General features: G+C 60.5%; 18 protein-coding genes. 14 read left to right on the plus strand and 4 right to left on the minus strand.

From position 1 onward, the window contains the following. Window positions 1-326 precede the first annotated feature (326 nt). Entirely contained in the window at window positions 327-2,663 is a 2,337-nt protein-coding gene (locus HX793_RS20805; RefSeq protein ID WP_016977538.1) for a putative bifunctional diguanylate cyclase/phosphodiesterase, read from the plus strand. Between the two features lie 61 nt (window positions 2,664-2,724). On the opposite strand, the gene HX793_RS20810 is transcribed toward HX793_RS20805, so the two are convergent. Both HX793_RS20810 and HX793_RS20815 read right to left on the minus strand, forming a co-directional pair. Beyond that, on the minus strand, window positions 2,725-5,142 hold the full coding sequence (locus HX793_RS20810) for a glucose/quinate/shikimate family membrane-bound PQQ-dependent dehydrogenase (RefSeq protein WP_016977537.1): 2,418 nt from the start codon (window positions 5,140-5,142) through the stop codon (window positions 2,725-2,727). Between the two features lie 490 nt (window positions 5,143-5,632). Continuing rightward, window positions 5,633-7,651 carry a TonB-dependent receptor gene (locus HX793_RS20815; protein WP_177094862.1) on the minus strand — a complete coding sequence of 673 codons (2,019 nt, stop codon included), beginning with the start codon at window positions 7,649-7,651 and terminating at the stop codon, window positions 5,633-5,635. Between the two features lie 141 nt (window positions 7,652-7,792). Here HX793_RS20815 and HX793_RS20820 point away from each other — a divergent pair, with 141 nt between their 5' ends. Both HX793_RS20820 and HX793_RS20825 read left to right on the plus strand, forming a co-directional pair. Continuing rightward, window positions 7,793-8,026 (plus strand): VF530 family protein, encoded by a 234-nt coding sequence (locus tag HX793_RS20820; RefSeq protein WP_016977534.1) that lies wholly within the window; start codon window positions 7,793-7,795, stop codon window positions 8,024-8,026. 4 nt (window positions 8,027-8,030) lie between these two features. Then, window positions 8,031-8,654, plus strand: a complete 624-nt coding sequence (locus tag HX793_RS20825; protein WP_177053238.1) for a Pr6Pr family membrane protein — start codon at window positions 8,031-8,033, stop codon at window positions 8,652-8,654. Here the strand turns inward: HX793_RS20825 and HX793_RS20830 are convergent, their stop codons facing one another. Further along, on the minus strand, window positions 8,655-9,422 hold the full coding sequence (locus tag HX793_RS20830; protein ID WP_177053239.1) for a siderophore-interacting protein: 768 nt from the start codon (window positions 9,420-9,422) through the stop codon (window positions 8,655-8,657). Continuing rightward, window positions 9,419-9,940 carry a PadR family transcriptional regulator gene (locus tag HX793_RS20835; RefSeq protein ID WP_016977531.1) on the minus strand — a complete coding sequence of 174 codons (522 nt, stop codon included), beginning with the start codon at window positions 9,938-9,940 and terminating at the stop codon, window positions 9,419-9,421. The genes HX793_RS20830 and HX793_RS20835 overlap by 4 nt, the downstream gene beginning before the upstream one ends. A gap of 533 nt (window positions 9,941-10,473) precedes the next feature. Here HX793_RS20835 and HX793_RS20840 point away from each other — a divergent pair. From HX793_RS20840 to HX793_RS20890, 11 genes are all read left to right on the plus strand, one after another. Continuing rightward, window positions 10,474-10,983 (plus strand): fimbrial protein, encoded by a 510-nt coding sequence (locus HX793_RS20840; RefSeq protein WP_177059425.1) that lies wholly within the window; start codon window positions 10,474-10,476, stop codon window positions 10,981-10,983. Between the two features lie 51 nt (window positions 10,984-11,034). Continuing rightward, the gene (locus tag HX793_RS20845; RefSeq protein ID WP_177053241.1) at window positions 11,035-11,595 is read left to right on the plus strand and encodes a fimbrial protein; all 561 of its coding nucleotides are present in this window, start codon (window positions 11,035-11,037) and stop codon (window positions 11,593-11,595) included. A 19-nt stretch (window positions 11,596-11,614) separates the two neighbouring features. Next, window positions 11,615-14,209 carry an outer membrane usher protein gene (locus tag HX793_RS20850; protein ID WP_177094860.1) on the plus strand — a complete coding sequence of 865 codons (2,595 nt, stop codon included), beginning with the start codon at window positions 11,615-11,617 and terminating at the stop codon, window positions 14,207-14,209. Beyond that, a complete protein-coding gene (locus HX793_RS20855; RefSeq protein WP_177053243.1) occupies window positions 14,206-14,964 on the plus strand; it encodes a fimbria/pilus periplasmic chaperone in 759 nt (252 codons plus the stop codon). Before HX793_RS20850 ends, HX793_RS20855 begins: the two co-directional genes overlap by 4 nt. Before the next feature lie 21 nt (window positions 14,965-14,985). Continuing rightward, window positions 14,986-15,558, plus strand: coding sequence for a fimbrial protein (locus HX793_RS20860; RefSeq protein WP_177005355.1), 573 nt, complete (start codon window positions 14,986-14,988; stop codon window positions 15,556-15,558). 10 nt (window positions 15,559-15,568) lie between these two features. Next, the gene (locus HX793_RS20865) at window positions 15,569-16,054 is read left to right on the plus strand and encodes a fimbrial protein (protein ID WP_177053244.1); all 486 of its coding nucleotides are present in this window, start codon (window positions 15,569-15,571) and stop codon (window positions 16,052-16,054) included. Between the two features lie 13 nt (window positions 16,055-16,067). Further along, window positions 16,068-16,547 carry a fimbrial protein gene (locus HX793_RS20870; protein WP_177053245.1) on the plus strand — a complete coding sequence of 160 codons (480 nt, stop codon included), beginning with the start codon at window positions 16,068-16,070 and terminating at the stop codon, window positions 16,545-16,547. A gap of 11 nt (window positions 16,548-16,558) precedes the next feature. After that, window positions 16,559-17,107 carry a fimbrial protein gene (locus tag HX793_RS20875; RefSeq protein ID WP_177053246.1) on the plus strand — a complete coding sequence of 183 codons (549 nt, stop codon included), beginning with the start codon at window positions 16,559-16,561 and terminating at the stop codon, window positions 17,105-17,107. 80 nt (window positions 17,108-17,187) lie between these two features. Then, complete coding sequence (locus HX793_RS20880; protein ID WP_177053247.1) at window positions 17,188-18,153, plus strand: fimbrial protein; 966 nt, start codon at window positions 17,188-17,190, stop codon at window positions 18,151-18,153. Window positions 18,154-18,458: 305 nt separating this feature from the next. Beyond that, window positions 18,459-22,541 carry an ATP-binding protein gene (locus tag HX793_RS20885; RefSeq protein ID WP_177053248.1) on the plus strand — a complete coding sequence of 1,361 codons (4,083 nt, stop codon included), beginning with the start codon at window positions 18,459-18,461 and terminating at the stop codon, window positions 22,539-22,541. Window positions 22,542-22,656: 115 nt separating this feature from the next. After that, the gene (locus HX793_RS20890; protein WP_177053249.1) at window positions 22,657-26,796 is read left to right on the plus strand and encodes a hypothetical protein; all 4,140 of its coding nucleotides are present in this window, start codon (window positions 22,657-22,659) and stop codon (window positions 26,794-26,796) included. Window positions 26,797-26,827 lie beyond the last annotated feature (31 nt).

Below are 26,827 nucleotides of genomic sequence, written 5' to 3' on the forward strand. Positions count from 1 at the left end.
GTGTTGGGGCAAGAGCCCTTTGCTTACTTTGGGGCTTTTCCAAAGTGAGCCGCCGTAAGGGCGGAACCCTAAGCAGCCGTTACCCAAATAACGGATATGTACTCAACTCAACTCAACCCCCCAGCCAACCCATTGTCGCCAAAAAACCGCCACAACATTCCCCAGTTTTATTGGGTGCACTTAACCCAAGTCCCAGCTAATCTCCTAAGACCTAATATTCAATCCAAATGGATATTTTTTTGACGCCAGGTCAGCAGTCGCAAGGAATGCACATGACAAAGGGACGTAGTGGCAGAGAGAGGCGAACGCTGCCAGAGGGCACTGCAATGAGGTGGCGCCACACGTTCCAAACCCGCATCGCCGGGGTGCTGGCGCTGTTACTGCTGGTGGTGGTCGGCGCCACCTATTTCGCCGTGAAAACCGCCACCACTCGCGCCGTGGAAAACCAGGCGCAAGTCCAATTGCAAACCGGTAGCCAGGTGTTCGAACGCCTGCTCGACCTGCGTGGGCGTCGCCTGCAATACGGGCTCGACTGGCTGACCGTAGATCTCCCCTTCAAACAGGCCGTGGCCGAAGGCAATACCGTGCCGATTCTCGCTGCATTGCGCCGCCACGGTACGGGCATCCGTTCCAGCGAAGTGTTTGTGCTGGGCCTGGATGGCAAGGTCATGGTCAGCACCTTGCCGATCCTCACACGCGGTCAGCTATTCCCCTATGACGACGCCCTGCGCCATGCCCGACGCACGGGCTTGCAGATGCTGGTAGTGGCCCTGGATGGGCGACCCTACCTCTTGGTGCAACGCGAAGTGATCGACGATCTACCCATTGCGCGCGTTGTCATGGGCTTTCCCATGGACAAGCTGTTCGCCAATGAACTGCGCTCCATGAGCAACCTGGAGGTGTCGTTCCTAAGTGTGCAAAACGGCACGCCCGGCCCGCTGTTCAGCACTCAACCGGATGCTTACCAGGCCGGTACGCTCAGCCTGTTGCGCGAAGGGCATGTCGACCCTGAACCGAAAATCCATGTGTTTTATGGTCAGCGTGTGCTCAGCCAGGTGTTGCCGCTGGCCAACACCGGCGATGGCGATGAAGTGCGGGTGCTGCTGCAAAGCCCGCTGGACCATGCCCTGGAATCCTTTGCGCCCCTGGACCGGCAGTTCCTCGGGATTGCCCTGGCGGTGCTGTTGGTGTCGTTGGCCGGTGCGTTGTTTTTGGCGCGGCGGGTGTCGCGCCCGCTCAACGCCTTGGTTCAGGCGGCTGAGCGTATCGGTGCCGGTGATTACCGCACGCCGGTGCGGGTGCGCAGCCACGATGAATTCGGCTTGCTGGCTCGCGCCTTCAACGCCATGCAAAGCGGCATCGCCGTGCGGGAGCGGCAGTTGGCACACAACGCCTTGCATGACCCGCTCACTGGCCTGCCCAACCGCGCCCTGGCCATGGAGCGCCTGGGCAGTGCGATCAGTGCTCGGCGGCCGGTGGTGCTGCTGTACGTCGGCATCGAAAATTACCGGGTGATCAACGAAGGCTTCGGCCCCGAGGGCGTCGAAGAGATGCTGCGTGAAGCCAGCCGCTGCCTGTCCATGAGCCTGTTGGCCAGTGACACGGCGGCGCGCATCGCCGGTAGCGAGTTCCTGCTGTTGCTGGAAAACACTGAGGTTGACCGCGCCGTGGCCCGTGCCGACCGTCTCTACACGCTACTCACCGAGCCCCAGCGCATCGGCCATGACGAGTTGCGTCACGAAGTGAGTATCGGCATCGCCGCCTACCCTGCCGATGGCCAACAGGTGGAGGAGTTGATCAGCCGCGCCGCCATCGCCCGGCATGACGCGGCCAGCCTGCCAGGGCATTTGCAGATCTACCAACAGGACCGCGACCTGGCCCACCAGCGCCAGATCACCCTGATCCGTGATCTGCGCCGCGCCGCCATCGAGGGCGAATTGTTCCTGTGCTACCAGCCCAAACTCGACCTCAAGCACGGCCACGTACGCCAGGCCGAAGCCTTGTTGCGCTGGCAGCATCCGACCTTGGGCCAGGTGTCTCCTTCCGAATTTATCCCCCTCGCCGAACGCACCGGCAGTATGAGCAGCCTGACCCTGTGGGTGATCGAAGAAGCCATCCGCCAGATTGCCGAGTGGGCGCAGCGCGGCATGCTGATTCAGCTGTCGGTGAATATCTCGGTGGACGATTTGGCCGATGATGACCTGGCGATTCGGGTCACTGCGCTGTTGATGCAGTACCAGGTGGAGGCCGAGCAGCTGATTTTCGAGATCACCGAAAGCGCGATCATGCACAACCCGCAACAGGCCCTCAGTGTGTTGGAGCAACTGCGCGGCTGTGGCATCAGCCTGTCGGTGGATGACTTCGGCACTGGCTATTCGTCCCTGGCGCAATTGCAGCGCCTGCCGGTGCAGGAATTGAAGATCGACCAATCCTTCATACGCAACCTCGATAGCACCAGTGGCGACGGGGTAATCGTGCGTTCCACCATCGAGATGAGCCACAACCTCGGGCTCAAGGTGGTGGCCGAAGGCGTGGAATTCGCCCCCAGCCTGAAGCTGCTCAAACAGTGGAACTGCGACACCGCCCAAGGCTATCTGATCAGCCGGCCGTTGAACGCCATGGCGTTCGAAATGTGGATGCGTCGCGAGCGGGTTCCGATTTAACCGGCATAAAAAAGGCGGCTACCTTCACAGGTAGCCGCCTTTGTTTTACCGCCAGTGAAGCTTATTCCGGCAGTTTGAACGCCATCACGTAGTCACCCTGTTTGGTCCCCAGGGAACCGTGACCGCCGGCCATGACCAGCACGTACTGCTTGCCGTCTTTACCGGTGTAGGTCATTGGGGTGGTTTGCGCGCCGGCTGGCAGGCGGCCTTCCCACAGTTGCTTGCCGTTTTTCACGTCATAGGCACGCAGGTACTGGTCGAGCGTACCGCTGAGGAACGCCACGCCACCGGCGGTGGTGAAGGTGCCGCCCAGGCTAGGCACGCCCATGGTCAGCGGGATCGGAACCGGCGCGCTGTCACGCACGGTGCCGTTCTTGTGCATCCAGATCGTTTTGTGGGTGGTCAGGTCGACCGCCGCCACATAACCCCATGCCGGTGCCTGGCACGGCAGGCCCATTGGCGACAGCATGGCTTCGAGGATCACGCCGTATGGCGCACCTTTGTTCGGCTGCACGCCTTCGGTTTCACTGACGCGTGGACCTTGCTTGGCAATGTCGGCGGCCGGGATCAGCTTGGATTTGAACGCCATGTAGCTCGGGTTCACGAACGCGATCTGGCGTACCGGGTCGACGGAAATACCACCCCAGTCGAACACACCAAAGTTGCCTGGGTAAACGATCGAACCTTGCAGCGATGGCGGGGTGAAGGCCCCGTCGTAGCGCATGGATTTGAAATCAATCCGGCACAGCAGTTGGTCGAACGGCGTCACGCCCCACATGTCACGCTCTTTGAGCGGCGGTGGCATGAAGTTCAGGTCGGACTTCGGTTGGGTCGGCGAGGTGTGGTCGCCAGCAACAGCGCCTTGTGGTACCGCCACTTCGTGGATCGGCACTACCGGCTGGCCGGTCGCACGGTCCAGCACGTAGATGCTGCCTTGCTTGGTCGACGCCATCACCGCCTGCTTCACGCCAGCTTCGGTCTTGATGTCGATCAGCGAAGGCTGGCCGCCCACGTCCATGTCCCACAGGTCATGGTGAGTGAACTGGAAGGTCCACTTCACGTGGCCACTGTCGATGTCCAGGGCCGTCAGGCCAGCGCTGTATTTTTCCGAGTCTTCGGTACGGTCGCCGCCGTATTGGTCGGGCATCTGGTTGCCCATCGGCAGGTAGAGCATGCCGAGTTTTTCGTCCACGGCGAACATGGACCACATGTTCGGCGAGTTGCGGGTGTAGGTCTTGCCTTCGGCCAACGGGGTGGTGTCGTCCGGGTTGCCGCTGTCCCAGTTCCACACCAGCTTGCCGGTGTGCACGTCGAACGCACGGATCACGCCGCTCGGCTCGTCGGTGGAGACGTTGTCGGTGACGTGACCGCCGATCACGACCAGGTTCTTGGTCACGGCCGGTGGCGAGGTGGAGTAGTAACCGCCGGGGGCGAAGCCACCGATGTTGGCACGCAGGTCGACCTGGCCTTTGTCACCAAAGTCTTCGCACATCTTGCCGGTGTCGGCGTTGAGTGCGATCAGACGGGTGTCGGCGGTCGGCACGAAGATGCGTTTCGGGCAGGCATTCGGCGCGGCAGCCGGGCTGGCGCTGCCAGTAGGGCTCTGCTCGGACGCGTACGCGGCGTCATCGTGATACGACACGCCACGGCAGGTCATGTGCGCCCAGCCCTTGAAGTTCTCGGCACCCATGCTGCTGATCTTCGGATCGAAGCGCCAGATTTCCTTGCCGGTGTCCGGGTCCAGCGCAATCACCTGGCTGTGCGGCGTGCACACGTAGAGCATGCCGTTGACTTTCAGCGGGGTGTTTTCTGCGGTGGTCTCGCCTGGATCGTTCGGGCCAGGGATGTCACCGGTGCGATACGTCCACGCCGGCACCAGCTTGTGGGCGTTTTCCGCGGTGATCTGCGCCAGTGGCGAGTAGCGATCGCCGTAGGCCGAACGGCCGTAGGAGTTCCAGTCGCCATCAGCTTGTGACGGCGCAGCGCTGGCCATGCCAGGGACTGCGTCGCGGTCCAGTTGGCCGGTCTTGACCATTTCACCTGGGTTGGTGAATTGGCTGGCCAGGGCGGTAGCACCCGCCAGCACCACGGCCACGCTCAGCGCGCCAGTGCCCAGCGGGGCAGGTTGGCCACGCAGCAACGGACGGCGAAACCACGGAAGCAACATGACGATGCCCAAGGCGAACAGCAGCGCCAGGCGCGGCACCAACTGCCACCAATCCAGGCCGACTTCCCACAGCGCCCACACGGTGCTGGCAAACAGCACCAGTGCGTACAGGCCCAGCGCGGCGCGACGGGTGGCCAGCAGCAGCAGGCCGGTCAGGGTGATGCCGATACCGGCCAGCAGGTAATACAGCGACCCGCCAAGCATCGTCAGCTTGATACCCCCGGCCAGCAAGGCCAGGCCCATGATCAGCAGCAAGACGCCTAGCAACCTGGGCAGCAGGCGGCTTGGGCTCGAAGCACCATCAGTGCTCATAGTGTGTTTCTCCGTGACGTTGGAATTATGTATCCCCGTGTTTCTTCACTGTAGATGACGATTCGACACAGGCTTGGTTCAGCGTTAATTCGGTTTTTCTGGGGATAAGTGCGGTTATCCACAGGCGGGCGATTTATCCCCAGGCGCAGGTCGGTGTGAGACAGCGCTGTCTTGGAAAGAGGGGGAATTCGGCAAGATGGGGTCGACCGCGGAAGTGAAACGTTTCAGTTTGTTGCGGGCAAGGATAAAGGCAGTTGCCTTGGAGAGAAAGGACGAATCGCGATATGCATCATTTCTGAATTGGTAACAGTGACCAAGTGTCGCTGCAAAAAATGAGTGTGGTAGGGGCTTCGTGGGAGCTGGCTTGTGTGGGAGCTGGCTTGCCTGCGATAGCATCACCTCGGTATTACTGAAACACCGAGGTGGCCGCATCGCAGGCAAGCCAGCTCCCACATAAATCCGGTTCCCACAGAGGGAGTGGTGGTGTGGGTTAGAAGGTAGTACGAATGCCGAACTGCACGCTGCGCCCCGGCGCCGGCGCGATATCGCGCAAGATCGAGCTGGCATACCGCACAGTCTGATTGGTCAGGTTTTCACCGTTCACAAACGCCAGCCACTGGCTGCCACCCATATTGAAGTGATAACCCGCGCTCGCCCCCAGCGTGGTGTAGCCATCGGTGCCGCTCTCGTTATCCGGCACACGGCCCTGGCCCGCCGCATGTTCCACGTCGATGCGCGCCTGCCAGCGGTCCAGTTCCCACAGCAAGCCGCTGTTCAAGCGCAGCGGTGCAATACGCGGCAAGGCTTCGCCGGTGTCCAGGTTGGTGGCGCGGGTGTAGTCGCCCGACAGCTCCAAGGCGAACTTGCCGTAGGCGCTTTCGCCAAGCTTCCAGTGATCCTGGGCTTCAAAGCCGGCGAAACGGGCACGTACACCGGAGTAGTTGTACTCAGGTTTGCCACCTGCGTCTTCTTCACCTTCTTCGTTCAACGTGCGACCACTGCCCAGCAGGCCGATGTAGTTGGCGAAGCGGCTGTAGAACACGCCGAAGCTGCCTTTGTGAGTACCATTGTCAAAGCGCAGGGCCAGGTCGCTGGACACCGCTTTTTCTTTGTTCAGGTTGGCATCCCCTCGCTCGTAAGTGTTGGTGGCAACGTGGGTACCGTTGGCATACAGCTCGTAGAACGTCGGTGCGCGCTCGGTGTAGCCCAAGGTTGCCGCCACGGACCAGATTGGCGTGAGGGTATACACGGCGCCGGATGACAGGCTGCCGGCGGTGAAGTCATTGCTTTTGTCGGCGGTGGCAAAGCGTGCGTTGCCCTTGGCGTCCGGGTCGACGCTGGTGTGTTCCAGGCGCCCGCCGAGGCTGAGTTTCAGGCGTTCGGTGGCTTGCATTTCTTCGAGGATAAACAGCGCGCCCGCGTTGGTGTCGGTCTGCGGTACGAAGGCTTCTTCACCGAGGGCCGAGAACTCGTTGCGGGTGACTTGGGCTCCGACCACGCCATCGAACGGGCCAATCGGTTGATGGCGGGCTTCAACGCGCGCTTCGTAACCCTTGTTCTTGAAGGTGGTGCCGGTTTCGCCGCCTTCGATCTCGCGGTGTTCGTAGTCGGTGTAGCCGGCATCGAGTTTCACCGAGGTAAACGAGCCTTGCAGGTTGCGGATTTCCGACGCGAAGGCGTAGTGATCCTGCTTCATGCGGATACGCACGTCCTGCTCGGCCGGGGAGCCGTAGTTCGCGTCGTAATTGCTGTAGGACAAGCCAGCATAACCGTCGTCCCAGGTGTAGGAACCGCCCACTGCACCGCCGTCCTGGCGCCCGTCGCTGTTGCCCAAGCGGCCGTTTTTGCCGGGAGCATCTTCGGTTGCCGGCGCGTGACGGCTGCGTGCCTGGCCGGGGATTTTCAGGTCGTTGAATTCCCGCGCATTGGCATCCAGGTGCAGGGCGAAGGTGCCGTTGCCGGCTTCCAGTTTGCCCGCGCTGCTGCGGGTGGTGTCGGCGCCGCCGTAGCGCAGTTCACCGGCACCGTGGATGCCTTCGATGGCCTCGGTGGGGATGCGATTGTCGAAGGTATTGACCACACCGCCGATGGCGCTGCCGCCGTACAACAACGCTGCCGGGCCGCGCACGATTTCAATGCGGTCGACGTTGACCGGGTCCAGCGGCACCGCGTGGTCGTAGGACAGCGACGACGCATCCAGCGCACCCACGCCATTGCGCAGGATGCGAATGCGGTCGCCATCCTGGCCACGGATGATCGGCCGGCTGGCGCCTGGGCCGAAGTACGAAGACGACACGCCCGGTTGCTTGTTCAACGTTTCGCCGAGGCTACCTTTCTGTTGCAGGGTCAGGTCATCACCTTCCAGCACCGTGGTGGGCGAGGCGAGCTGTTCACTGCCCAGCGGGTTGCCGGTGATGACTTGGGGCTGCAGCTCAAGCGCGTGGGCTTCGGAGCCGATCAACAGGGCGGCGGCAAGCGGGGACAAGCGCCATAGAGAAGAGAAGGACATCAGACACATTCCTTGGCAAAACGACTAAAAGAGTTGAAAGGTATGGTTACAATATAACATCTCTTTTTCGTTGAGGACGGGAACTTTTTTCTTCGTGCTAAAGTGAGCGGCTGTATTTCTACTTTTTGTAAAAGGCCCGGCATGACCGCGACAAGCAACGACCCACTCCACGGCGTGACCCTACAGCACGTCCTCACCACCCTGGTGGAGCACTACGAATGGGAAGGCCTGGCCGAGCGCATTGATGTTCGCTGCTTCAAGAGCGACCCCAGCATCAAGTCGAGCCTGACGTTCTTGCGCAAAACCCCCTGGGCGCGGGAGAAAGTCGAAGGCCTGTACGTAAAACTGATGCGCACCAAACGCCCGCTGGATTGATTCGATGAAGCGGTTCGTGGCAGCAGCGGCGCTGGCCGGTTGGGCAGGGTTGGCGATCCAGCAATACCTGATTTTCTATTCGCGCTGGGAATCCGGTGCCAGCCTGTTGGGCGGGTTGATCAACTTTTTCAGCTTCTTCACCGTGCTCACCAACACCCTGGCGGTGGTGGTGTTGAGCTATGCGCGGGTGAGCCGTGATTGCCCTGCGAAGCGGTTTTTCCTCGCGCCGGGAATCAGCAGTGGCATCGCCGTGAGCATCCTGGTGGTAGGCCTGGCCTATAACTTGTTGCTGCGCCATCTGTGGCAGCCCGAAGGCTTCCAGTTCATCGCCGATGAGTTGCTGCACGACGTGATGCCGGTGCTGTTTTTCATCTACTGGTGGCGGTGTGTGCCCAAGGGCGATTTACGCTTGAAACACATCGGCGGCTGGGTGATTTACCCGTTGGTGTACTTCGCCTATGCACTGCTGCGCGGGGACTTGCTCGGGCAGTATCAGTACCCGTTCATTGACGTGGGCACCCTCGGCTATCCACAGGTATTTGTGAATGCCGGGGGGATTTTGCTGGGCTTTGTGGTGATCGCGTTGGCAGTGGTGGGGCTGGATAAACTGATCAAGCCCCGGCCCTGATCATTCCTCTTCGCTGCCGTCGGCACGCCAGTAACCTACGGCCTTGAGGTAGTCCTCATTGACCTTGTGTGTGTCCAGCAGCACACGGCGCACGCGGCGCGACAACTTGGTTTCAGTGGCGACGAAGCTGTACAACGAGCCACTCGGTAACGTCAGTTTCTGCACGGTTTCAAGCAGGTCGTCCTGACCCCGGATTACCCAAATCACTTCGACATCGGCAGCGCTTTGCAGCGTCTGCTTTTCTGCCGCATTGGCGATCTCAATCACCGCCAGTGCCTTACGCCCTGCCGACAACTCTTCCAGGCGCCGCGCGATGGCGGGCAGGGCGGTTTCATCGCCGATCAGCAAGTAGTTGTCGAAGATATCCGGCACGATCAACGAACCCCGAGGCCCGCCGATGTACAGGTGTTGGCCGACCTGCACTTGCTCGGCCCAAGTGGACGCGGGGCCATCGCCGTGCAGCACGAAGTCGATATCCAGTTCGCCGACGCTCAGGTCAAACCGACGCGGCGTGTAGTCGCGCATGGCCGGTTGTGGGCCGTCGCCCTTGATGGTGAAGCTCGGGCTTTCCAGCGCGGCCTGCTCGGCGGCGTTCTGTGGGAACAGCAGCTTGATGTGATCGTCGGCACCCAGGCTGACAAAACCCGCAAGCTCTGGCCCGCCCAGTGTGATGCGGCGCATGCGTGGCGTGATGTCGACTACCCGCAGGACTTGCAGGCGGCGGCGTTTGATTTCGTGGGTCACGCGGTGGATCGCTTGAGTATTCATTGGTCTTTCCCGTCGGCAATGGCTTGAGCGGTGCGATTGAGCAGCGCCGCGACACGAACGATTTCTTCCGGGCTCCATCGCCCGTGGTGCGAGTGCAGGGCATGACGCAGGTTATGTACCGCCTCGTGGATTTCCGGTGGGCGATCATGACCGCGCAGTGAACGCTTGCTCACGTCTATGCGCATGCGCACGCCGTCCAGGGCGACCTGTTGCTCGCTTATGAAGAGACGACCGGCGTCGGTGATTGTGTAGCGTTTTTTTCCGCCATCGGCGTCGCCCTGGATCAAATCGCTTTCTTCGAGGAAGGTCAGGGTCGGGTAAATCACGCCCGGGCTGGGGCTGTAGGCGCCATCGAACAGGCTTTCGATCTGGCGGATAAGATCGTAGCCATGGCACGGTTGCTCGGCGATCAACGCCGGTAGCAGCAATTTCAGATCGCCGGGCGCAAAGACCCGGGGGCCGCGACCGCGACCGGAGCGCGGGTCAAAGCCGTCGCGTGGATGAGGATGGTCTCGCATGGGTAGGAGCCTCTGTGTGTGTCTAGATATAACGTAAGATATATCTTACGTGATTCACAAGGGCTCCCGACAGACGGTCTTCATTTCCTCGGGCACTCTTTGACTCGTTAGTTACTCTTGTTCAGTAAATGTTGTTGTTTTTGAGGTGGCGTAATCTACTTCTTACATACGCTTCCTTAGTTGAAAAATTATCATTAGTGCGCGTGTAGTCTAATTCTTACGGCTGTTTTCAAAGTTTTGGCAAATTGCCATATTCTTCCTATATGTCCTGATGTAACAGGGCTACGCAACGTGTTGAATTTCCCGGCTTACATTCTCAAGGCGAACATTGAAACTTGCCTGGCTTCGAACGGGTTCCCGATTGGCAATGCAAATAGTTGGAAAAACAGTGCTGCAGTCACCCTGTCTGCACTCAACTTTTTGCCGAACTCAATCAAGGGTTACCACCTGACCGTCGCTTAACTGATAAGTCCTTCGCACTCCTGCGGCAGGGTTTCTTTTATCAATGTGAGTGTTTGCTAATGAATACCAAAATGAAAACTGCACTGTTGTCTCTCGGCCTGCTGATGGGTTCGGCTTCCGTTGCGCAAGCGGCGGACGGAACCGTTACGTTCACCGGGTCGGTCCATTCGGGTGCCTGCTCTATCAAGCCTGAGTCCGTGGATCAGTCAGTTCACCTGGGCGCGATCGCAAAGCATCAGTTGCAAGCCGGGGGCAAGTCTGAAGCCCGACCTGTACGGATTGAGCTGGAAGGCTGCGATCTGACGGGCCTCACCGACAACACAGTGACCACCACCTTCACGGCGGCGCCTTCCACCGTCGTGCCGGGTGCGATTGGTACCGTCGGTGGCGCAGGTGGTGTGGGCATCATGATGACCCACGGCAGCAAACTCATTGAGTTGGGTGTTCCTACCACGCCGCAGGCCATTGCTGCCGGTGATAACACGTTGGAGTTCGGTGCCTATGTACAAGGCGCAGCGACGGCTCCGATCGTCCCAGGCAATTTCAGCGCGGTCACCAATTTCACCTTGGCTTATCAGTAAGTGTTTCCCCCGCCACGTTGAGTGGCGGGGGGAAGCTGGCGGGAGATAACGGTGAAAACATTCATAAACCTCGCTATGGCCTCTTCACTGACGGTGTTCATCAATCCTTGGGTTTACGCGCAAGCCGATGCGCAAGGCGAGGGCATCGTCACGCTGGGTGGACAGGTCATTGACTCTGCCTGCGGGCTGGAACTGGCCAGTGTCGATCAAACCATCGACATGACGCCCGAACCTATCGGCCGGCTATTGCGCAATGCACTGGGAGCACCACACCCCTTCCAGTTACGCCTGGTCAATTGCTCGCTGACTCGCCCTGATCCGTTGCGCCCCGGCGTCAACTTGCCTGATTGGGAGCACCTGCGGGTCACGTTTGACGGGGCTCCCGACAGGGACGGTCGCTCCTTTGCAGCCTTTGGTGATTCCCAGGGCGTTGCCTTGCACATCTGGGATTCGAGGGGTGAGGAGAGTGTCCCGGGGGTGCCGATGGCCCTGCGCCCGCTGGCTGAGGGTGACATGACACTCAACTACACGCTTCGCCTTGTTGGCAACGGACTGCCGTTGGCGCCCGGGGCTCACGCAGCCGCCGTGCGGTTCAAGTTGGAATACTTTTGAACATTGATGGGTTGCTTTCATGTTGAATGCGTCGAAAATTAAAAAAGCGTTCCGTCCGGGTCTACTTGTGGGTGGATTGATATCCTTGGCAGGAACTGCATGGGGTGCAGGGGATATCGAGTTTAATACCGACGTTCTTGATCTCAGTGATCGCACCAATATTGACTTGTCTCAGTTTGCGCGCAGCGGGTTTATTCTGCCGGGCACGTACTCAATGGTTGTGCAAATCAATAACCAGCCTATTGCCGAGCAATCGGTGGCATTTTACCCCCCCGATAATGATCCCAAAGGGAGTCAGGCCTGTTTATCCCAAGGGCTTGTGGAACAATTGGGCCTCAAAGAGTCCGGTGCTGCCAAGCTCACGTGGTGGAAAGGCGGGGAGTGCCTTGATATTCAAGGATTGCCAGGCATGGAAGTCAGTGGTGATCTGGCGACGTCCACGCTGAACATTAGCCTGCCCCAAGCCTACCTTGAATACAGCGCTATCAACTGGGACCCACCCTCGCGTTGGGATGATGGGGTGCCGGGGTTGTTGGTTGACTACAACATGACGGCGCAGTCGAGCTACCAAAGGAGTGATGGCACCCGCAATAACGTCAGCGGTAACGGCACCGTTGGGGCGAATGCCGGGGCTTGGCGCCTGCGGGCCGATTGGCAGGGGCGTGTCGACCAGGATCGCGATCAGCCGTCCAGGCGTTCGACGCTGGAGTGGAGCCGTTACTACGCTTACCGCGCCATTCCTGCGCTGAAAGCCCGCCTGGTGGTGGGCGAAAACTACCTGTATTCGGACCTGTTTGACAGCTTCCGCTTTACCGGTGCCGCACTCAATTCGGACGAAAGCCAGTTGCCGCCCAACTTGCGCGGTTACGCGCCGGAAGTGGTTGGCGTGGCCAAAACCAACGCGAGGGTGATCATCAGCCAGCAAGGCCGCGTGCTCTATGAAACGCTGGTCGCGGCCGGGCCGTTTCGTATCCAGGACCTTAACGACGCCGTCACCGGCAGGCTGGATGTGCGGGTCGAAGAGCAGGACGGCACGGTACACACCTCCCAGGTCGATACCGCAGGCGTTCCCTACCTGACGCGTCCAGGGCAAGTCCGTTACAAACTGGCGACCGGGCGACCGTCCAATCTTCAGTACGGCGCGGATGGCAACTTTTTCGGCAGTGGCGAGTTTTCGTGGGGCGTCAGCAATGGCTGGTCGCTGTTCGGCGGCGGTATCACCGATAACAATTACCGCGCGTTGACGGCCGGGGTTGGCCGTGACCTGTTGGCGTTTGGTGCGGTGTCGCTTGATGCCACGCAGTCCCGTGCAACGGTGTGGAGCGAGGCGCTTTCGGGTAAATCCTACCGCCTTCAATACTCCAAGCACTTTGAAGAGTACGACAGCCAAGTCACCTTCGCCGGTTACCGGTTTTCCGAGAAAAACTACTTGAGCATGAGCGAATACCTCGATGCTCGCCATTACGGGCGCAACGGTGAACTCGCCGGGGCCGACGTGAACGGATCCTGGAAACCGATCGGCGGCAGCAAGGCCCTGTATACCGCGACGGTCAACAAGCAGTTTCGTGACCTGAACACCACCGTTTACGCCAGCTACAACAAGCAGACGTATTGGGAGCGGCCCGCCACTCAACGCTGGAACCTGTCGGCATCACGTTACTTCAATGTGGGCACCGTGAAGAACCTGAGCCTGTCCCTGAACCTGTACCGCACGCTGGATTACAACTACAAGGACAACGGCATGGCGCTGACGGTCAGCCTTCCGTTGGGTCGCACTGGAACGCTGTCGATGGACGCTAACAGAGGCGCAGGCAAAAACCGTTTTTCAACGCGCTACAGCGATCGCCTCGATGAACGCAACAGCTACCAACTCAGCGCCGGCAACAAGTCCGCCAGTGGTTACCTGAGTCATATCGGTGACTACGCCGACATCGACCTCGCCGTCAGTCAGCAAGAAGGTAATTACACCAGCCTCAGTGCGTCGGCTCGCGGCGGCGGCACGCTCACGCCGCAGGGTGGAGCGCTGCATCGCACCAACAGTACCGGCGGCACCCGCCTGATGGTGGACACCGGTGGTGTGCCCGATGTGCCAGTGCGCGGTTACGGCACGCCGACGCGCAGCAACGTTTTCGGCAAGGCGGTGATTTCCGATATCGGCAGCTATCAGCGTACGGCGGCCAGTGTCGACCTGGACAGTTTGCCGAGCAACGTCGAAGCCACTCAATCCGTCACGCAACTGACCCTCACCGAAGGGGCCATTGGTTATCGCTCCCTGGACGTGATTGCCGGTGAGAAGGCCATGGCGGTGCTTCGTCTGGCGGATGGCAGTTCACCGCCCTTCGGTGCGGTGGTGAAGAACACAAAACAGCAGGACACCGGGATTGTGAACGACGGCGGGCAGGTCTACTTGAGCGGTATTCAGGCGGGCGAAGCGATGACCGTGAGTTGGGGAGGAAGCGAGCGATGCACTCTCACGCTGCCCGTCGTTTTGCCGGCAGACGCCTTGACCGATGCCCTGCAACTGGGCTGCCGCCTAGCCCCCACTGATCAATCTGCACCCGAGCCAGCCTCGCTGACCGGGAAGCCTACCGACACGGAGAACACATCCTCATGAAGCTCAATATTCACCTCTCACTCCAGGCCCTTGTGCTGCTGGCCCTCGGCTTGAGCCAGGGCGCCAATGCCGCTGTCGGTCTGGACCGTACCCGTGTGATTTTTGATGGTGGCAAAGATGCCACCAGCGTGAACATCACCAATAACAACACCCAATTACCGTATCTGGCCCAGGGCTGGATCGAGGATGAGGCGGGCAAAAAAATCACCTCGCCTTTGATCGTGCTGCCACCGGTTCAACGCCTGGAGCCCGGGAAACAAAGCCAGCTGAAAGTGCAGGCGTTACCGGCGGCCAAGTCGTTGCCGCAGGACCGCGAGACGGTTTTCTACTTCAACCTGAGGGAAATTCCGCCGCGCAGTGATAAGGCCAACACCCTGCAAATTGCGCTGCAAACCCGGATCAAATTGTTCTACCGACCGCAAGCCATCACGCCGAGCCAGCAAGACCTGTCCAACCCTTGGCAGCAAAAGCTGACCCTGACCCTCGCCGGCGAGCGTTACCAGGTGAACAACCCGACGCCTTACTACGTGACGCTGGTGGATGCGCGCAGCAGCAAAGATGGCAAAACCGTGCCGGGCTTCGAGCCGCTGATGGTCCCGCCCAAAGGCATGTTGACGTTGGGGCCGACCGCCAAGGAGCTCGGCACCACCCCCCACCTGGCCTACGTGAATGATTACGGCGGACGCCCGTTGCTGGCTTTCACCTGCACCGGCAGCGGTTGCACCGTGAGTGCACAAGTCTCGCCTGATAAATAGCCCCTGCTGCTGGAGAACGTCATGAAGTTGCAGATTGTGAAGGGCTTGGGCGGCCTGTTACTGGCCATTGTCGGGCCGGCGCATGCTGAGGATGTCGAGGGCATGAATGGGCGGTTGAACGTTACCGGGTCGATGCATGAAACCCCGTGCAGCCTGGAAATGACTTCGCTGCACCAAACGATCGACCTGGGCGCGGTGTCGGCCAGCCAGTTGCAACGGCCCGGTGATCAGGCAAAACCGGTGGCGTTTCAACTGCGCTTTACCGATTGCCAGCGCACGGCCGGCAGCATCCGCAGTGAGCGTACGGGGAGGCTGACTTGGAGCGCCTTTCAACCGGTGTTGTCGGTGGCGTTTTTAGCGCCCGCCGATGACGAGGATTCACGCCTGGTCAAAGTGCAAGGCGTGACCGGGATGGGCCTGCAATTGACCGATGCACTGGGGCGGGATGTACAGCTGGGCTCGAGGGGCGAACCGTTGTTCTTGCCGCTGGGCAGCAACACCCAGACCTGGCTGGTGCAGCCCACACGCACCGCCGCAGCGTTGACCAGCGGGGCCTATCGGGCGGTGGTGGATTTCAGGCTCAACTATGAGTAAGGGCAGAACGATGGCTAAGTTAACCCTGCTGTTCGGTGGCGGCCTGCTGTGGGCTGTCAGCCAAGGTGTGCAGGCCAACAACACCAATTTGACTATTCGTGCGGTCATCATCGCGCCGCCGCCGTGTGTGATTAACAGCGGCACGACCCTCGATGTGCCGTTTGGCAATGACCTGCTGACGTCGCGGGTCGACGGGGTGAATTACCGTCGCGGCGTGCCCTATACCGTCACCTGCGACTCGCCTTTCAGCAATGCCTTGACCCTGGAACTCAAGGGCACAGGGGCTGCGTTTGATAACCGCGTGCTCGTGACCCGCAAGCCGGACCTTGGCGTAAAGCTGTTCGTGAACGGCGCCGACTGGCCGCTCAATACCGCCGTGAATTTTACCTATCCCAACTTTCCGGTGGTGCAGGCGGTACCGGTCAAACGCACGGGCAGCACACTGACGGGAGGGGCCTTTGATGCGACCGCCACCCTGGTGGTCGACTATCAATGAAGAGGAATGATCAATGACCTGTTGGCAGCCGCGAGCGTTGCTCGCCTTGTGTTCCATCGGCTTGTGCAGTGCGGCGTCGGCCAATCTCACCTTTAGCGGCACGCTGAACGAGCCGCCGCCCTGCACGATAGACGCGGGCAACACGATTGAAGTGGATTTTGGCGATGTCGGGGTCAAGCGCGTCGACGGTGTGAAATACCGCAAAGGGCTCGCCTACACCATCAGTTGCGGCCCGGCCACGCTGCCGTGGGAACTGAAGCTGAGCGTAAACGGTACACCAACGCCGTATGACGCCTCAGCGGTGCAGACCAATGTGCCTGCGTTGGGCATCCGGGTGTATCAGAACAACGTGCCGTTTCCACTTAATACGCGCTTGGACATATCCCTGCCATCACCGCCGGTATTGGAAGTGGTGCCCGTCAAACAGCCCGGCGCAACGCTGGCCCCCGCCAGGTTTGCAGCGGTGGCCACGTTGTTGGCCGAATACGAGTAGGAGCTGAGTCGATGCGACATGAAAGCGTTTACAAGACTTGGTCATGTGCCGGGCTGGCGTTACTGCTGACCGGGGGCCTGATACCCAATGCGTATGCGGCGGACAACCTGAGCCTCAAGGGCAACCTGGTTGAAGAGGCTTGCACGATTCGGCCGGGTGACGAGGCCATCACGTTGGAACTCTGGGACGTGACCAGCAAGCACCTCTACATCAACACGCGCACCCAGGGTAAGGGTTTCAAGGTGCACCTGGAGGACTGCGACACCACGATTGGCAACACGGTCACCATCCAGTTCGGTGGCAGGGAAAACCCCGCTCTACCGGGGTTGTTCGCGTTGGACGGTGGCAGCGGTGCCTCGGGTATCGGGGTCGGCTTGGAAACGCCAAGCAACAAGCCATTACCGCTCAATAGCGTCAGCGATGAGCAGGTGTTGAGCAATGGCAGCAATGTGATTGAGCTCAAGGCCTATGTACAGGGCGAGCCCAGGGCCATCAGCGATCAAACCATCGGGCACGGCACCTTTACGGTGACCTCCACGTTTACGTTGGATTATCCGTAAGCGCCTCAAACAAACCTCCACTCTCGCCTGGGCGGCTGTTCGCTACGCACGCCTGGGTAGAGGAGCAATGAGAGATTAAAATGAAACGACTGTATGGCGTCATGACGCTGCTCGTCCTGATTGGTTTTACTGCAACCGCGAACGCAGCCACATGCCGAGTGAATGGTGGGCCTTGGGAGCCGATATTCGGGGAGCTTCCCCTACAAGTTCCCGTGACCGTTACCCTGGCCGCGGATCGTACGCGGATCATGCTGGAAGGCGCACGGCTTGAGTGCGGGTTTTCCAGAGGCTCGCAAAGCCCATCTTGGCGGCAGGATTTCTGGTCAACCGGCAGTTCGGCGGGTACTCCCTGGGTACCTGGCATCAAGTTCATCAACCAAGGGGCCGGTTTGCGAATCGGTGGAGGGCACTACAATATTCCCATTGCGAATGGCATACGGGTCGCCACGTTGCCTGATGACATGAGAGGTTATCCAATCGATGTTACGCCCTACATTCTGGTGCGTAACAATCCGTCAAACCCAATCGATGTTCGAGCAGGGGATACGCTAGGAGTCCTGCGCCTCACCCAAACGAACAACTACAACGGAGATTCGACGAGGATCTCGGTAACGTATACCGCAGCCAACAACTTCACCGTCTCCCCCTCTGCCTGCACGATCAACAATAACAACCCGATCGAGATCAACTTCGGCAACGTGCACCAGCGCGGAATCGGCACCGATCCGCTGACAACGACCATTCGCAAGGACCAAAGGCTGACCTACACCTGCCCGGACCCAGGGATTACTTCGCCGATCACCATCACTTACCAGGGCAGCCGCTCCTCGTTCGACACACGCCTGTTGATGATGACCAATCCGGACGTAGGCACCGCCATGGTACGTGCGGGTTCTGCGGTACAAGTCGGCAGTTCATTCCTGACCCGCATCGATAACAGCGTGGGGGGCGACGATGTGACGTTTACCCTAGTTCGACGAGCGGGATCCCTGCCTACCGCCGGGCCCATAAGCGGCAGCGGCGTACTCATAATGGGGGTGCCATGACCCGGCCCTAGTCTAAGGCGTCGACCGTTGTGTTCAAGACCGAGGCGCTTTTTCGCCGCGTCTCGCCAGCCTTACGTATCTACCACCGTGCGGCGCCTGTGCCCACCATGTACGATGATTGCGTTGATCTCTCCCCTTAACAGGGGCGTAAACCGGGCGAGGCCAGCAACTATGAAAGCAACGTCACGGTGATTGGGATTCCGAGGTGTAACGGCCATACCCAAGTACCACCAGCGGACAGGGTGGCGGTACTAGTTTGCTTGACTGCGTGAGTCACCGACTCACCCATTCAAGGAGACAAATGAGTGACACAAGCCAACCCTCAGGCCGTGCAGCGCCAAGTGCACATCGACACCATCCAGACGTTGTTCGCCGACGCCCCGACACTTCGTGACGTGGCCCAGAACAGCGCCCAAGCTTACCTGGATGAGCTCTTCGCCCCGCGTAAACTGACCGCCGAACATCTGCATGTACGCACGCCGTTGACCGGTCAAGCCACCCCGTACGCCTATCTGCCATTGGCCGATGCCGTGGTGGCGCGGATGGTCAATCACGCAGCGACGCTTTATGTACCGGGTCACCACGACGTGATGCAAAAAAATGGCGATAGCTATGAGCCAAGCGAGTTGACGCTCTTTGAGTGCGAGGCACTGGTCAATGAGCGCGGTGCGCTGTTGCTGATGTCTTACCAGGAGCAGGTACAGGCCCGGTGGCAAACCCGTTGGCAGCCGCTGGTGGACGCGTTGACGGACATCGTCCGCACCACGCCTGAGCAGCCCGGTATGAGCCGACACAGCCGTGATACGTTCTGTTCGCTGTATTTCACCAACCCCGGCGGTGGGTTGGCTGCCCCGTCCGGTCCTTTGCAGGTGTCTACGGTTCATGTCCGACGCCAGGGCGCGGCGGCCGACGATTCGGGCGAGGCCTTGCCCCTCTGGTTGCTCACGGCAACCCCGTCGAACGCGATGGCACTCTACAGCCCGGCCTCGGGTGTGCAGTTGCTCGACAGCCAGGAAGATATCGCGCCGCTGCTGGCGGATCACCTGAGCCCTGCGTCGCAAGCACCGGTAGCGCAGTGGTTTGTGTGCGATTACCCGGGCCTGGCGCCTGAAGCGTTGGCAAGCTGTTACTGTGCCCGCCAGTTGAGTGAAATCGCTGCCATCGACCTCACGGTGCGTAGAACGGCGCAACAGTACCAGGCGCTGCTCGACGCGATCACCGACACCCGTCGCTGGTTTTTGTCGCCGCTGACTGCCTTCGGTCAGAGCGTGCACGAGGCCATGCCAGCGTGGTTGTTCAATGCACCGCCAGCGGATCGATTGCAGTGCGCGCGTCTGCTGATCGATCAGGTACGGCAGTTGAACGAGGCGGCGGGCCAGCACTTTTTCCCCGACATCCCTAGCCTGGCGGCGTTTGCCGAAACCGCCTTGCAAGCGTGCCTCGACAGTGAGCCGCGAGCGGCGCAGCTCAAGGTTGGGGCCATTCACCTAATATTCGGCCTGCCACATGCCGAGCCGTTGACGCTGAGCCTGGTCGACTGGGCGTTGGAGACCTTGGGCGGTTTCGCCGGTGTGCCCCGTGCGATCACGCTGAACGGCGCGCAGGCCCCGGCCTGGCTGAACTGGCAGGTGCTCGGCGGCTGGCGGGTGAAAGCCGATATTGCCACCGTGTTCGGCGCGATATTGAGGCAACAGTTCGCCAAGCGAGAAGGTCAAAAAGACTGGGACCTTGGCGTGGCCGGTGATCACATGTTGTCGCAACTGAAAATGCTCACGCTGGCCTGCAAGATCCAGGGCCTGTACGGGCTGACTCAGCACGGTTATCGCATGATCAGTGACCGTGCCGGGGGGCTGCTCGCCTCGGCACGTCTGCTGCCACTGATGCTCAAGGGAACAGAGGCGGGGCAGACGGGGACGGTGCAGAACATGTATGTGTTGCAGCCCCGTGAAGCGCAGCCGGGACCGTGCCTGCTGTACCGACCGTTGTTGCACCCGATGTTGCAGGAATTTGCCTCGACGGCCGATTTGCTGGCGGCGATCAAGGCGCCTGGCACCCTGCGTGACAGTCTTGTGGCATGGCTGCCGGCGGGGCGCCGGTCGACGTTCACACCGCTCTTGAGCAGCGCTTCTGAGGCTGAATTAACGTTAGACGTGAGCGAAGACGTTGAGGAAGTCCAGTCGCTGCGCGAGGCGTTCTACCTGGCCTTGGACACATTAGGAGACTGGCCCGAGTCGGGCGGTGATGCGTTGCGTTGGGCCACGTTCAAACCTGGCGATTGGTCGATGCCCAGTGGCATGATGCCGCTGGTTCAGGGTGTGGATACCATGAGCGGATGGCTGGGGCTCCTCAGGTCCAATCTGCGAGGCACCCCCACCAGTGTCGATGTGCTGGGCAACCTGGCGTGGGTGTTGGCGCACCGGGACTCGCCCACCAATGTGCAGCTGCAATTGGACATGGCGCCCTTGATGTTTGCGACACAGCAGCGGGCCCAGACCCTACCGCAAATGACTCAAATTCCGGTGCCCGAGGCTTTCAGCCAACCTGCTAAATGGGGCACGGTGCACAGTGTCGAGGTTTGGGCTGTGCACGGGCGACAACGGGCGCGTTTGAATAGTGAAAAACTGCAGGCTTTGTACGATGGCGCGGCCCGGGACCGCGCTGAAGCCCAAACCCGGGAGGTTGCCATGTCCCAGGTGTTGGACAACGTGGTCGACACCCTTAATGAGGCACAGGGCAGGCAGGTGCGCGAGCAATACTATAAGGTCCTGATGGACAAGCTACGGGCGCTTTTAATGCAATTGGAAACGCTCAAGCTCATGCGCGCCCTGGCGCCGCGTCAGGGTTATGAGGCGCAAGTCTGTGGGCTGCTGGAGGCGCTGGTGCCGACGGTCCGTACCCTCGCCAGTCTGAAAGAGCGCGTCATCGCGGCGTTCGACGTTCAGCAGGCCTCGTTACCTGATGGGCAACTTGCGTCAGTGCTGGAAGAAAAGCATGAGTGTTTGGCCGCCTTCAGATCGATCATTACTTGGCGCGAGGAGGAATCCCGTTACCTCGATGAGTTGAAAACGCTCATCGGCTGTGGCGAAGAAGCGGCCAAAGCCCTCACATTGGCCATTGCGCGCCCCTCGTTGCTGGCGTTGCGGGCGCAACATTTACGCCGGCTAGGGCGCGTAGTCTGGCGCGCCAGCCTTACAGGCAACGCGGCGATGTTTGTCGGGATGCTTAGCAGTACGCTCCTACGCGCCGGGTATGCCAGCCAGTCCCATGCAGATCTCATGGACTTGCTGCCCGCCGATCGGATCGAGGTGCTCGAAAGCGCACTGCAAGTGTATGGCGAGAGCCTCGACCAGCTTGAGTTCTGTCGCGCCATGACGCCGCAGGCGTTTGATCTGGAGTACCTGGAAGAACTCCAGACGTTGATCCGCGAGCTGCACGACACGGCAGAAAAACACCTGCTGGAGGCTATGGCGCACGTTGCACCTGTGACCTTGGACGCAAGTGTGCCCGGCCACAGTCTGCTGCGTGCCCGCAGCGGCGATGTGTATGTGGCGCGTGTGATTGAAGCGACGTACGAACACTCAGCGCACCTGGCCGAACTGCACGATGTCTCCGGCGAGCTTATCGGCAGTTTAAAGCAGGCCGCCGATGGCCTGTGGGAACCACTGGAGGCGGCTGCTGCGATCGCGTGTAACCCCAGCGGCACGCTGGTGGAAATGATCGAGCAAGGTAAGCAAACCATAGCCGGCGTCGAGCAGATGCTCGAAAAAACACAGAGGATGGTCCCCACGGCCCAATGTGCGCATTCCCTGCAAGTCGCACTGGCGGTGCCCGCCGCGTATTTGCTGACGTGTGCCGAAGCGATGCGGCGCAAACTGGCGAGTGCGGTCAATGACCGTTGGCCCATCACGCGGCACCTTACCGCGCAACGTATCGAAGCGGATTGGCGAGCCGCTGCAGCGCGTTTATACGAACAAGGGGCTCAAGCGCGTATCGCGGTCATCAGGGCACATGCGCCCGCCCAGCGCGGAATCGAAGCGCTCCTGGCCGGTCATGAGGTGCGAGTGCTCAAACAGTCGGGGCGTTTCCGGTTGGAGGACAGCGCCGATCAGTATGTGCAGGTGTACCCGGTGCTGGATGTGCACAGTGGCCAGCCCAGCGGTTATATCCACCTGCGCTACGGGCACGCTGCCGGTCGGGATGACTTGTTCACCGACGCTTATGTGAAAACCCCTGAGCAGCACCAGGCGATCCGGCAAACAGTGCGACCGCTGTCGTTCAAGCGTTGGACGCTTCCTGATACGGCGTCAGTGCTTGCCCGCCACCGTAGTCACGTCAGCCGGCAGTTTGCCTGTCGTTGGATGGCGGAGGCCGGTGTTCTCTTGTCGTAGGCGGGCGTAGTTGCCCTGTTCTGGGGTAACTGTGTACCGCAGGCCAGTGTGTGGTCCGCACTAGTTTCCCTGGCTTGCGTGAGTCGTCGACTCACCCCTGCAAGGAGAAAACCCTGTGATACATCCGAACCCCACGGCGCTGCTGCGTCAGAAGCACATTGACACGATCCACACGTTGTTCCTCGATCTGCCATCCCTGCGGGCGGTGGCCCAGGCCAGCGCCCAGGCTCATCTGGACGAGCACTTCGCGCTGCGCAGGCTGACTGCCGAGCAGCTTTACGTGCGCCTGCCATCACCCGCTCAGGCCGCGACAGATGAATACCAGCCATTGGCCGATGCCCTAGTGGCGCGGCTGGCTAATGGCGAGCCTACTCTCTACGTGCTCAACCACCACGACGTTGTGCAGTTGAAGGGCGGTCACTATGAACCGGTTGCACTGAGCCTGTTCGAGTGTGAAGGGGTGGTCAATGAGTGCGGTGCGCTGTTACTGGCGTCGTATCAGGAGCAGTTGCAGGCCGGGTGGAAAGTGCGTTGGTTACCGCTGGTCGAGGCTTTGAAGGGCATTGTCAGCGATACCCCCACACAACCCGGTATGAGCGAACGGGACCTGGATACCTTCTTCTCGTTGTCTTTCACCCGTCCCGGCGGCCAACTGACGGCGCCGGCGGGCTCGTTGCGCGTTTCGACAGTGCACATCCGGCGCCAGGGCGCCGGGGCCGACGAGCCGGGGCAGGCTTTGCCCCTGTTGTTGCTCAAGGCAACCGCCTCCACTGCCATGGCGCTCTACAGTCCCGCCTCGGGCGTGCACTTGCTCAACGATCTGGACGCGATTGGGCCGTTGCTGGCCGATCATCTGAGCCCGCTGTTGGGCGAATCGCCGGGGGAGTGGTTTGTGTGTGATTACACAGGCCCGGCCCCTGAAGCGCTCGCGAGCAGTTACCTGGCACGGCAATTGGCCGAAATCGATGCCATCGACCTCACGGTGCGTAGAACGGCGCAGCAGTGTCAGGACCTGCTCAATGCCATCACCGATACCCGCCGCTGGTTTGTAGCGCCGTTGAGCGCTTTCGGGCAGGGGGGTCGGGAGGCGATGCCGACCTGGCTGTTCAATGCCTCCCAGGTCGAACGAGTCGAATTCGCACAACGGCTTTGCGATCAGGTGGGTCATTTGAATCGTGCGCATGGTGAGCGTTTTTTCCCCGAGATACCGTCCCTGGCGGCGTTTGCCGAGGCGGCGTTGCAAGGCTGCCTGGACAACGAGCCGCAAGCCATTTCGCTCAAGGCCCAAGACATTCACTTGGTGTTCGGTCCGCCAGACGGCGAGCCACTTGAGCTGACCCTGCCCACCTGGGCCCTGGAATCCCTGGGTGGGTTCGCACGTACGCCCACAGCCATCACGCTTAAAGGGGGGGAGGCCGCGCCCACCTGGCTAACATTTTCCATGCTCGAAGGCTGGCGCGAACACGCTGACCTGGCCAAGGCGTACAGCGCGGTGCTGAACCAGCAATTTGAACAGGCGCAAGGCTTGGACGTAGGGGCCCGGCTCTGGGACGAAGAACCGAAAGCGTGGGACCTGTACAACGCTGGATCGCAGATGATTTCGCAGCTCTACCTGTCAGCGTTGATGTACAAAATCCGAGGCCTGCACGGGCTGACCCAGCAGGGATATCAGATGATCACCGAGCTTGGGGGGGCAAGGGCCCCTTCGCGACTCTTCCCGTTGGCACTGGGAATTGGCGAAAACAATCAGGCCGTTGTACAACACCTGTATGTGCTGACACGCAGGGACATGCAGCCGGGAATATGCGTGTTATTCACTCCGTTACTGCACCCGGTCGTGCAGGAGTTCATATCGTTGGAAGAGGTGCTGGCGGCGATCCAGCAGCCGGGTCCCTTGCGTGACGGTGTCCTGGCGTGGCTACCGGCTGATCGCAGGGCGCTCTTCGAGCCCCATCTGACGGATGTCAACAAAGCGCTTGATCCTTGGCTCACAGTAGAACTGAACCAGGATCCCACGTTGGCGCGGTCAATGCGTGGGGCGTTCTTGAGCGTGCTGCAGGCATTGGCAGAGTGGCCCGCGTCGGGCGGCGACCCGTTGCATTGGGCCAGCTTCAAATCCGGAGGCTGGTCGCTGCCCTATGGGTTGACGCCGTTGGTCCAGGGTGCGGATACGCTGACCGGATGGCTGGGGCAATTGATGAGTGATGTGCGTCGGGATGTGCCTGGGTATGTGGGCGGCCCCAGGGCAAGTATCGACCTGCTCGGCAACCTGGCGTGGTTGCTGGCACATGAGGTCTCGCCGGCTAACGTCCAGTTGCACTTGAATTATTACGCGGACTTGTTATCCGCATCGAGGTTCGCGATTCCGCAGGTGACGCAGAGCCGTCCGAAGCTCACCCGTATTCCCATGCCTCGGACGTTCACGCAGTCGGATAAATGGGGGGCGGTACGCAGTGTTAAAGCGGCCGTCTTGCAGGCGCGGCAACAAGTGGGGGTGAAGGTTGAGCAGCTCCAGGCCGATTACGACGCCGCCAGCCGCACGCTCGCCCAGGCCGAGGCCCGTGTGGCAGCGCTGTCCACTGCCGTCGACGGGTTTACCGACACCCTCACGCAGACGCAGGTCAGCCAGGTGCTCAAGCCGTACCACCATACCCTGCACGTCAAGCTCAAGGCACTGTCACAACAATTGCAGACACTTAAGCACCTGCGAGCCTTAGTACCGCGCCTGGGCTATGAGGCGCAGATTTGCGCCCTGCTGGAATCAATCGTGCAAACGGCGCGGCTCCTTGCAGACCTTGAGGCACGTCACATTGTTACACTCGACACCCAACTTGCTGGGTTGCTGGTTGAACGTGATCCCGTGCGGATCAAGGCCAGGCATGACCGTCTGGTGGCGTACAAGTGGTCGATTGCCTTGCGTGATCTGGAAACGCGTCATCTCGATGAGTTGAGGGCGGTCATCGGCTGTGGTGCCGAAAAGGCGCAAGCGCTGACACTGGCCGTTGCGCCACCCTCGGTGTTGGCGTTGCAGGCGCAGCAGCTGCGCAGGCTATGGCAGGCGGCCTGGTGTGCCGAGGCGGCGGGGAGCCAGACAATGTTCAGTGGCCTGCTCGAAAAAACCCTGCAGCGCGCTATGTGCGCCAGTCAGTCCCATGCAGGGTTTAACGTCCTGAACCGCGCCGAGCGTATCGAGTTGCTCACCAGCGTGGTGCAGGTCTACGGCGAAAGCATCGACCAGATTGAGTTTTGCACTGCCGTGACCCCCCAAGCGTTTGATCTGGGATACCTCGGTGAGCTTCAGACCTTGATCGGCGAGTTATACGATGCAGCGGAACACCACCTGCTGGCGACATTGGCGGACCCTGTCAGCCTGCCCTCGGAGGCGGCGCGCGGCAGCTTGATTCGTACCCGTAGCGGCGATGTTTATCAGGCGCACATTCTCGACGCCACTGAAGAAACGCTGGCGCGCACCGCGCAAGTGCGTGACATCGACGATGAAGTGATTGCCATCTTTAGAGAAACAGTCGACGCGCTGTGGCACCCGATGGCGGAAAGTCATGCCAGGTTTCCCAGCCCTCCGGGCTCCTCCCTTGCCGATTTGATCAAACTGGGCCAGCAAACGATCGCGCAGATCGATCAACTGATCGCTCAAGTGATCAATAGTATCCCTACTGCCAAGTGCGCACATTTGCTGCCCAACTTGCTCGAAGTACCGGCCCGTCTCCTGGAGGCGCACGACGCAATACTGGTCTACATGTGGAAGGAGCTGGACATCACGCAGCAGGCCTTGGCGCAACCGCACAAAGCGGCTTGGCTGGCGGCGGCGGCACGTTTGCACGAGCAGGAGGCTCGCGTCCGTCTCGCTGCCATCAAAGCGCATGTGCCTGTCCAGGCCGCTGTAGAAGCGTTGCTGACCGGTCGCGATGCCGTGTTGCTGAAGCAGCCGGGGCGTTTCCGGGTTGACAGCGCCGCGCATCAGTTCGTGCAGTTCTACCGGGTGCAGGAGGTACCCAGCGGCCAGCCCCTGGCGTATATCCACCTGCATTACCCGTCGTCAACCGGTTGCGATGACGTATTCATCAAGGCCTCTCTCAATACCTGCGCGCAGCACCACGCGATCAGGCAAACACAGCCATCACTGTCATTTGCCCGATGGATGATCGCGGATGCGGCCTCAGTGCTGGCAAGCCATCGCAGCGAAGTGGGAGAAGCCTTTATCTGTCGCTGGATGGACGACGCGGATAGTCGCGCCTAAGCGTGGCGCAGGCGCGAGCTAAGCCGCGCCT

The sequence above is a fragment of the Pseudomonas reactans genome (assembly GCF_013387025.1).
GTDB lineage: Bacteria > Pseudomonadota > Gammaproteobacteria > Pseudomonadales > Pseudomonadaceae > Aquipseudomonas > Aquipseudomonas reactans.

Bases quoted from the DNA above. Each gene is read 5' to 3' on its own strand.
- HX793_RS20880 (WP_177053247.1), top strand. From the start codon at position 17,188: ATGAAACGACTGTATGGCGTCATGACGCTGCTCGTCCTGATTGGTTTT.
- HX793_RS20805 (WP_016977538.1), top strand. From the start codon at position 327: ATGAGGTGGCGCCACACGTTCCAAACCCGCATCGCCGGGGTGCTGGCG.
- HX793_RS20870 (WP_177053245.1), top strand. From the start codon at position 16,068: ATGACCTGTTGGCAGCCGCGAGCGTTGCTCGCCTTGTGTTCCATCGGC.
- HX793_RS20830 (WP_177053239.1), bottom strand. From the start codon at position 9,422: ATGAATACTCAAGCGATCCACCGCGTGACCCACGAAATCAAACGCCGC.
- HX793_RS20825 (WP_177053238.1), top strand. From the start codon at position 8,031: ATGAAGCGGTTCGTGGCAGCAGCGGCGCTGGCCGGTTGGGCAGGGTTG.
- HX793_RS20860 (WP_177005355.1), top strand. From the start codon at position 14,986: ATGAAGTTGCAGATTGTGAAGGGCTTGGGCGGCCTGTTACTGGCCATT.
- HX793_RS20810 (WP_016977537.1), bottom strand. From the start codon at position 5,142: ATGAGCACTGATGGTGCTTCGAGCCCAAGCCGCCTGCTGCCCAGGTTG.
- HX793_RS20815 (WP_177094862.1), bottom strand. From the start codon at position 7,651: ATGTCCTTCTCTTCTCTATGGCGCTTGTCCCCGCTTGCCGCCGCCCTG.
- HX793_RS20875 (WP_177053246.1), top strand. From the start codon at position 16,559: ATGCGACATGAAAGCGTTTACAAGACTTGGTCATGTGCCGGGCTGGCG.
- HX793_RS20820 (WP_016977534.1), top strand. From the start codon at position 7,793: ATGACCGCGACAAGCAACGACCCACTCCACGGCGTGACCCTACAGCAC.
- HX793_RS20850 (WP_177094860.1), top strand. From the start codon at position 11,615: ATGTTGAATGCGTCGAAAATTAAAAAAGCGTTCCGTCCGGGTCTACTT.
- HX793_RS20855 (WP_177053243.1), top strand. From the start codon at position 14,206: ATGAAGCTCAATATTCACCTCTCACTCCAGGCCCTTGTGCTGCTGGCC.
- HX793_RS20835 (WP_016977531.1), bottom strand. From the start codon at position 9,940: ATGCGAGACCATCCTCATCCACGCGACGGCTTTGACCCGCGCTCCGGT.
- HX793_RS20840 (WP_177059425.1), top strand. From the start codon at position 10,474: ATGAAAACTGCACTGTTGTCTCTCGGCCTGCTGATGGGTTCGGCTTCC.
- HX793_RS20865 (WP_177053244.1), top strand. From the start codon at position 15,569: ATGGCTAAGTTAACCCTGCTGTTCGGTGGCGGCCTGCTGTGGGCTGTC.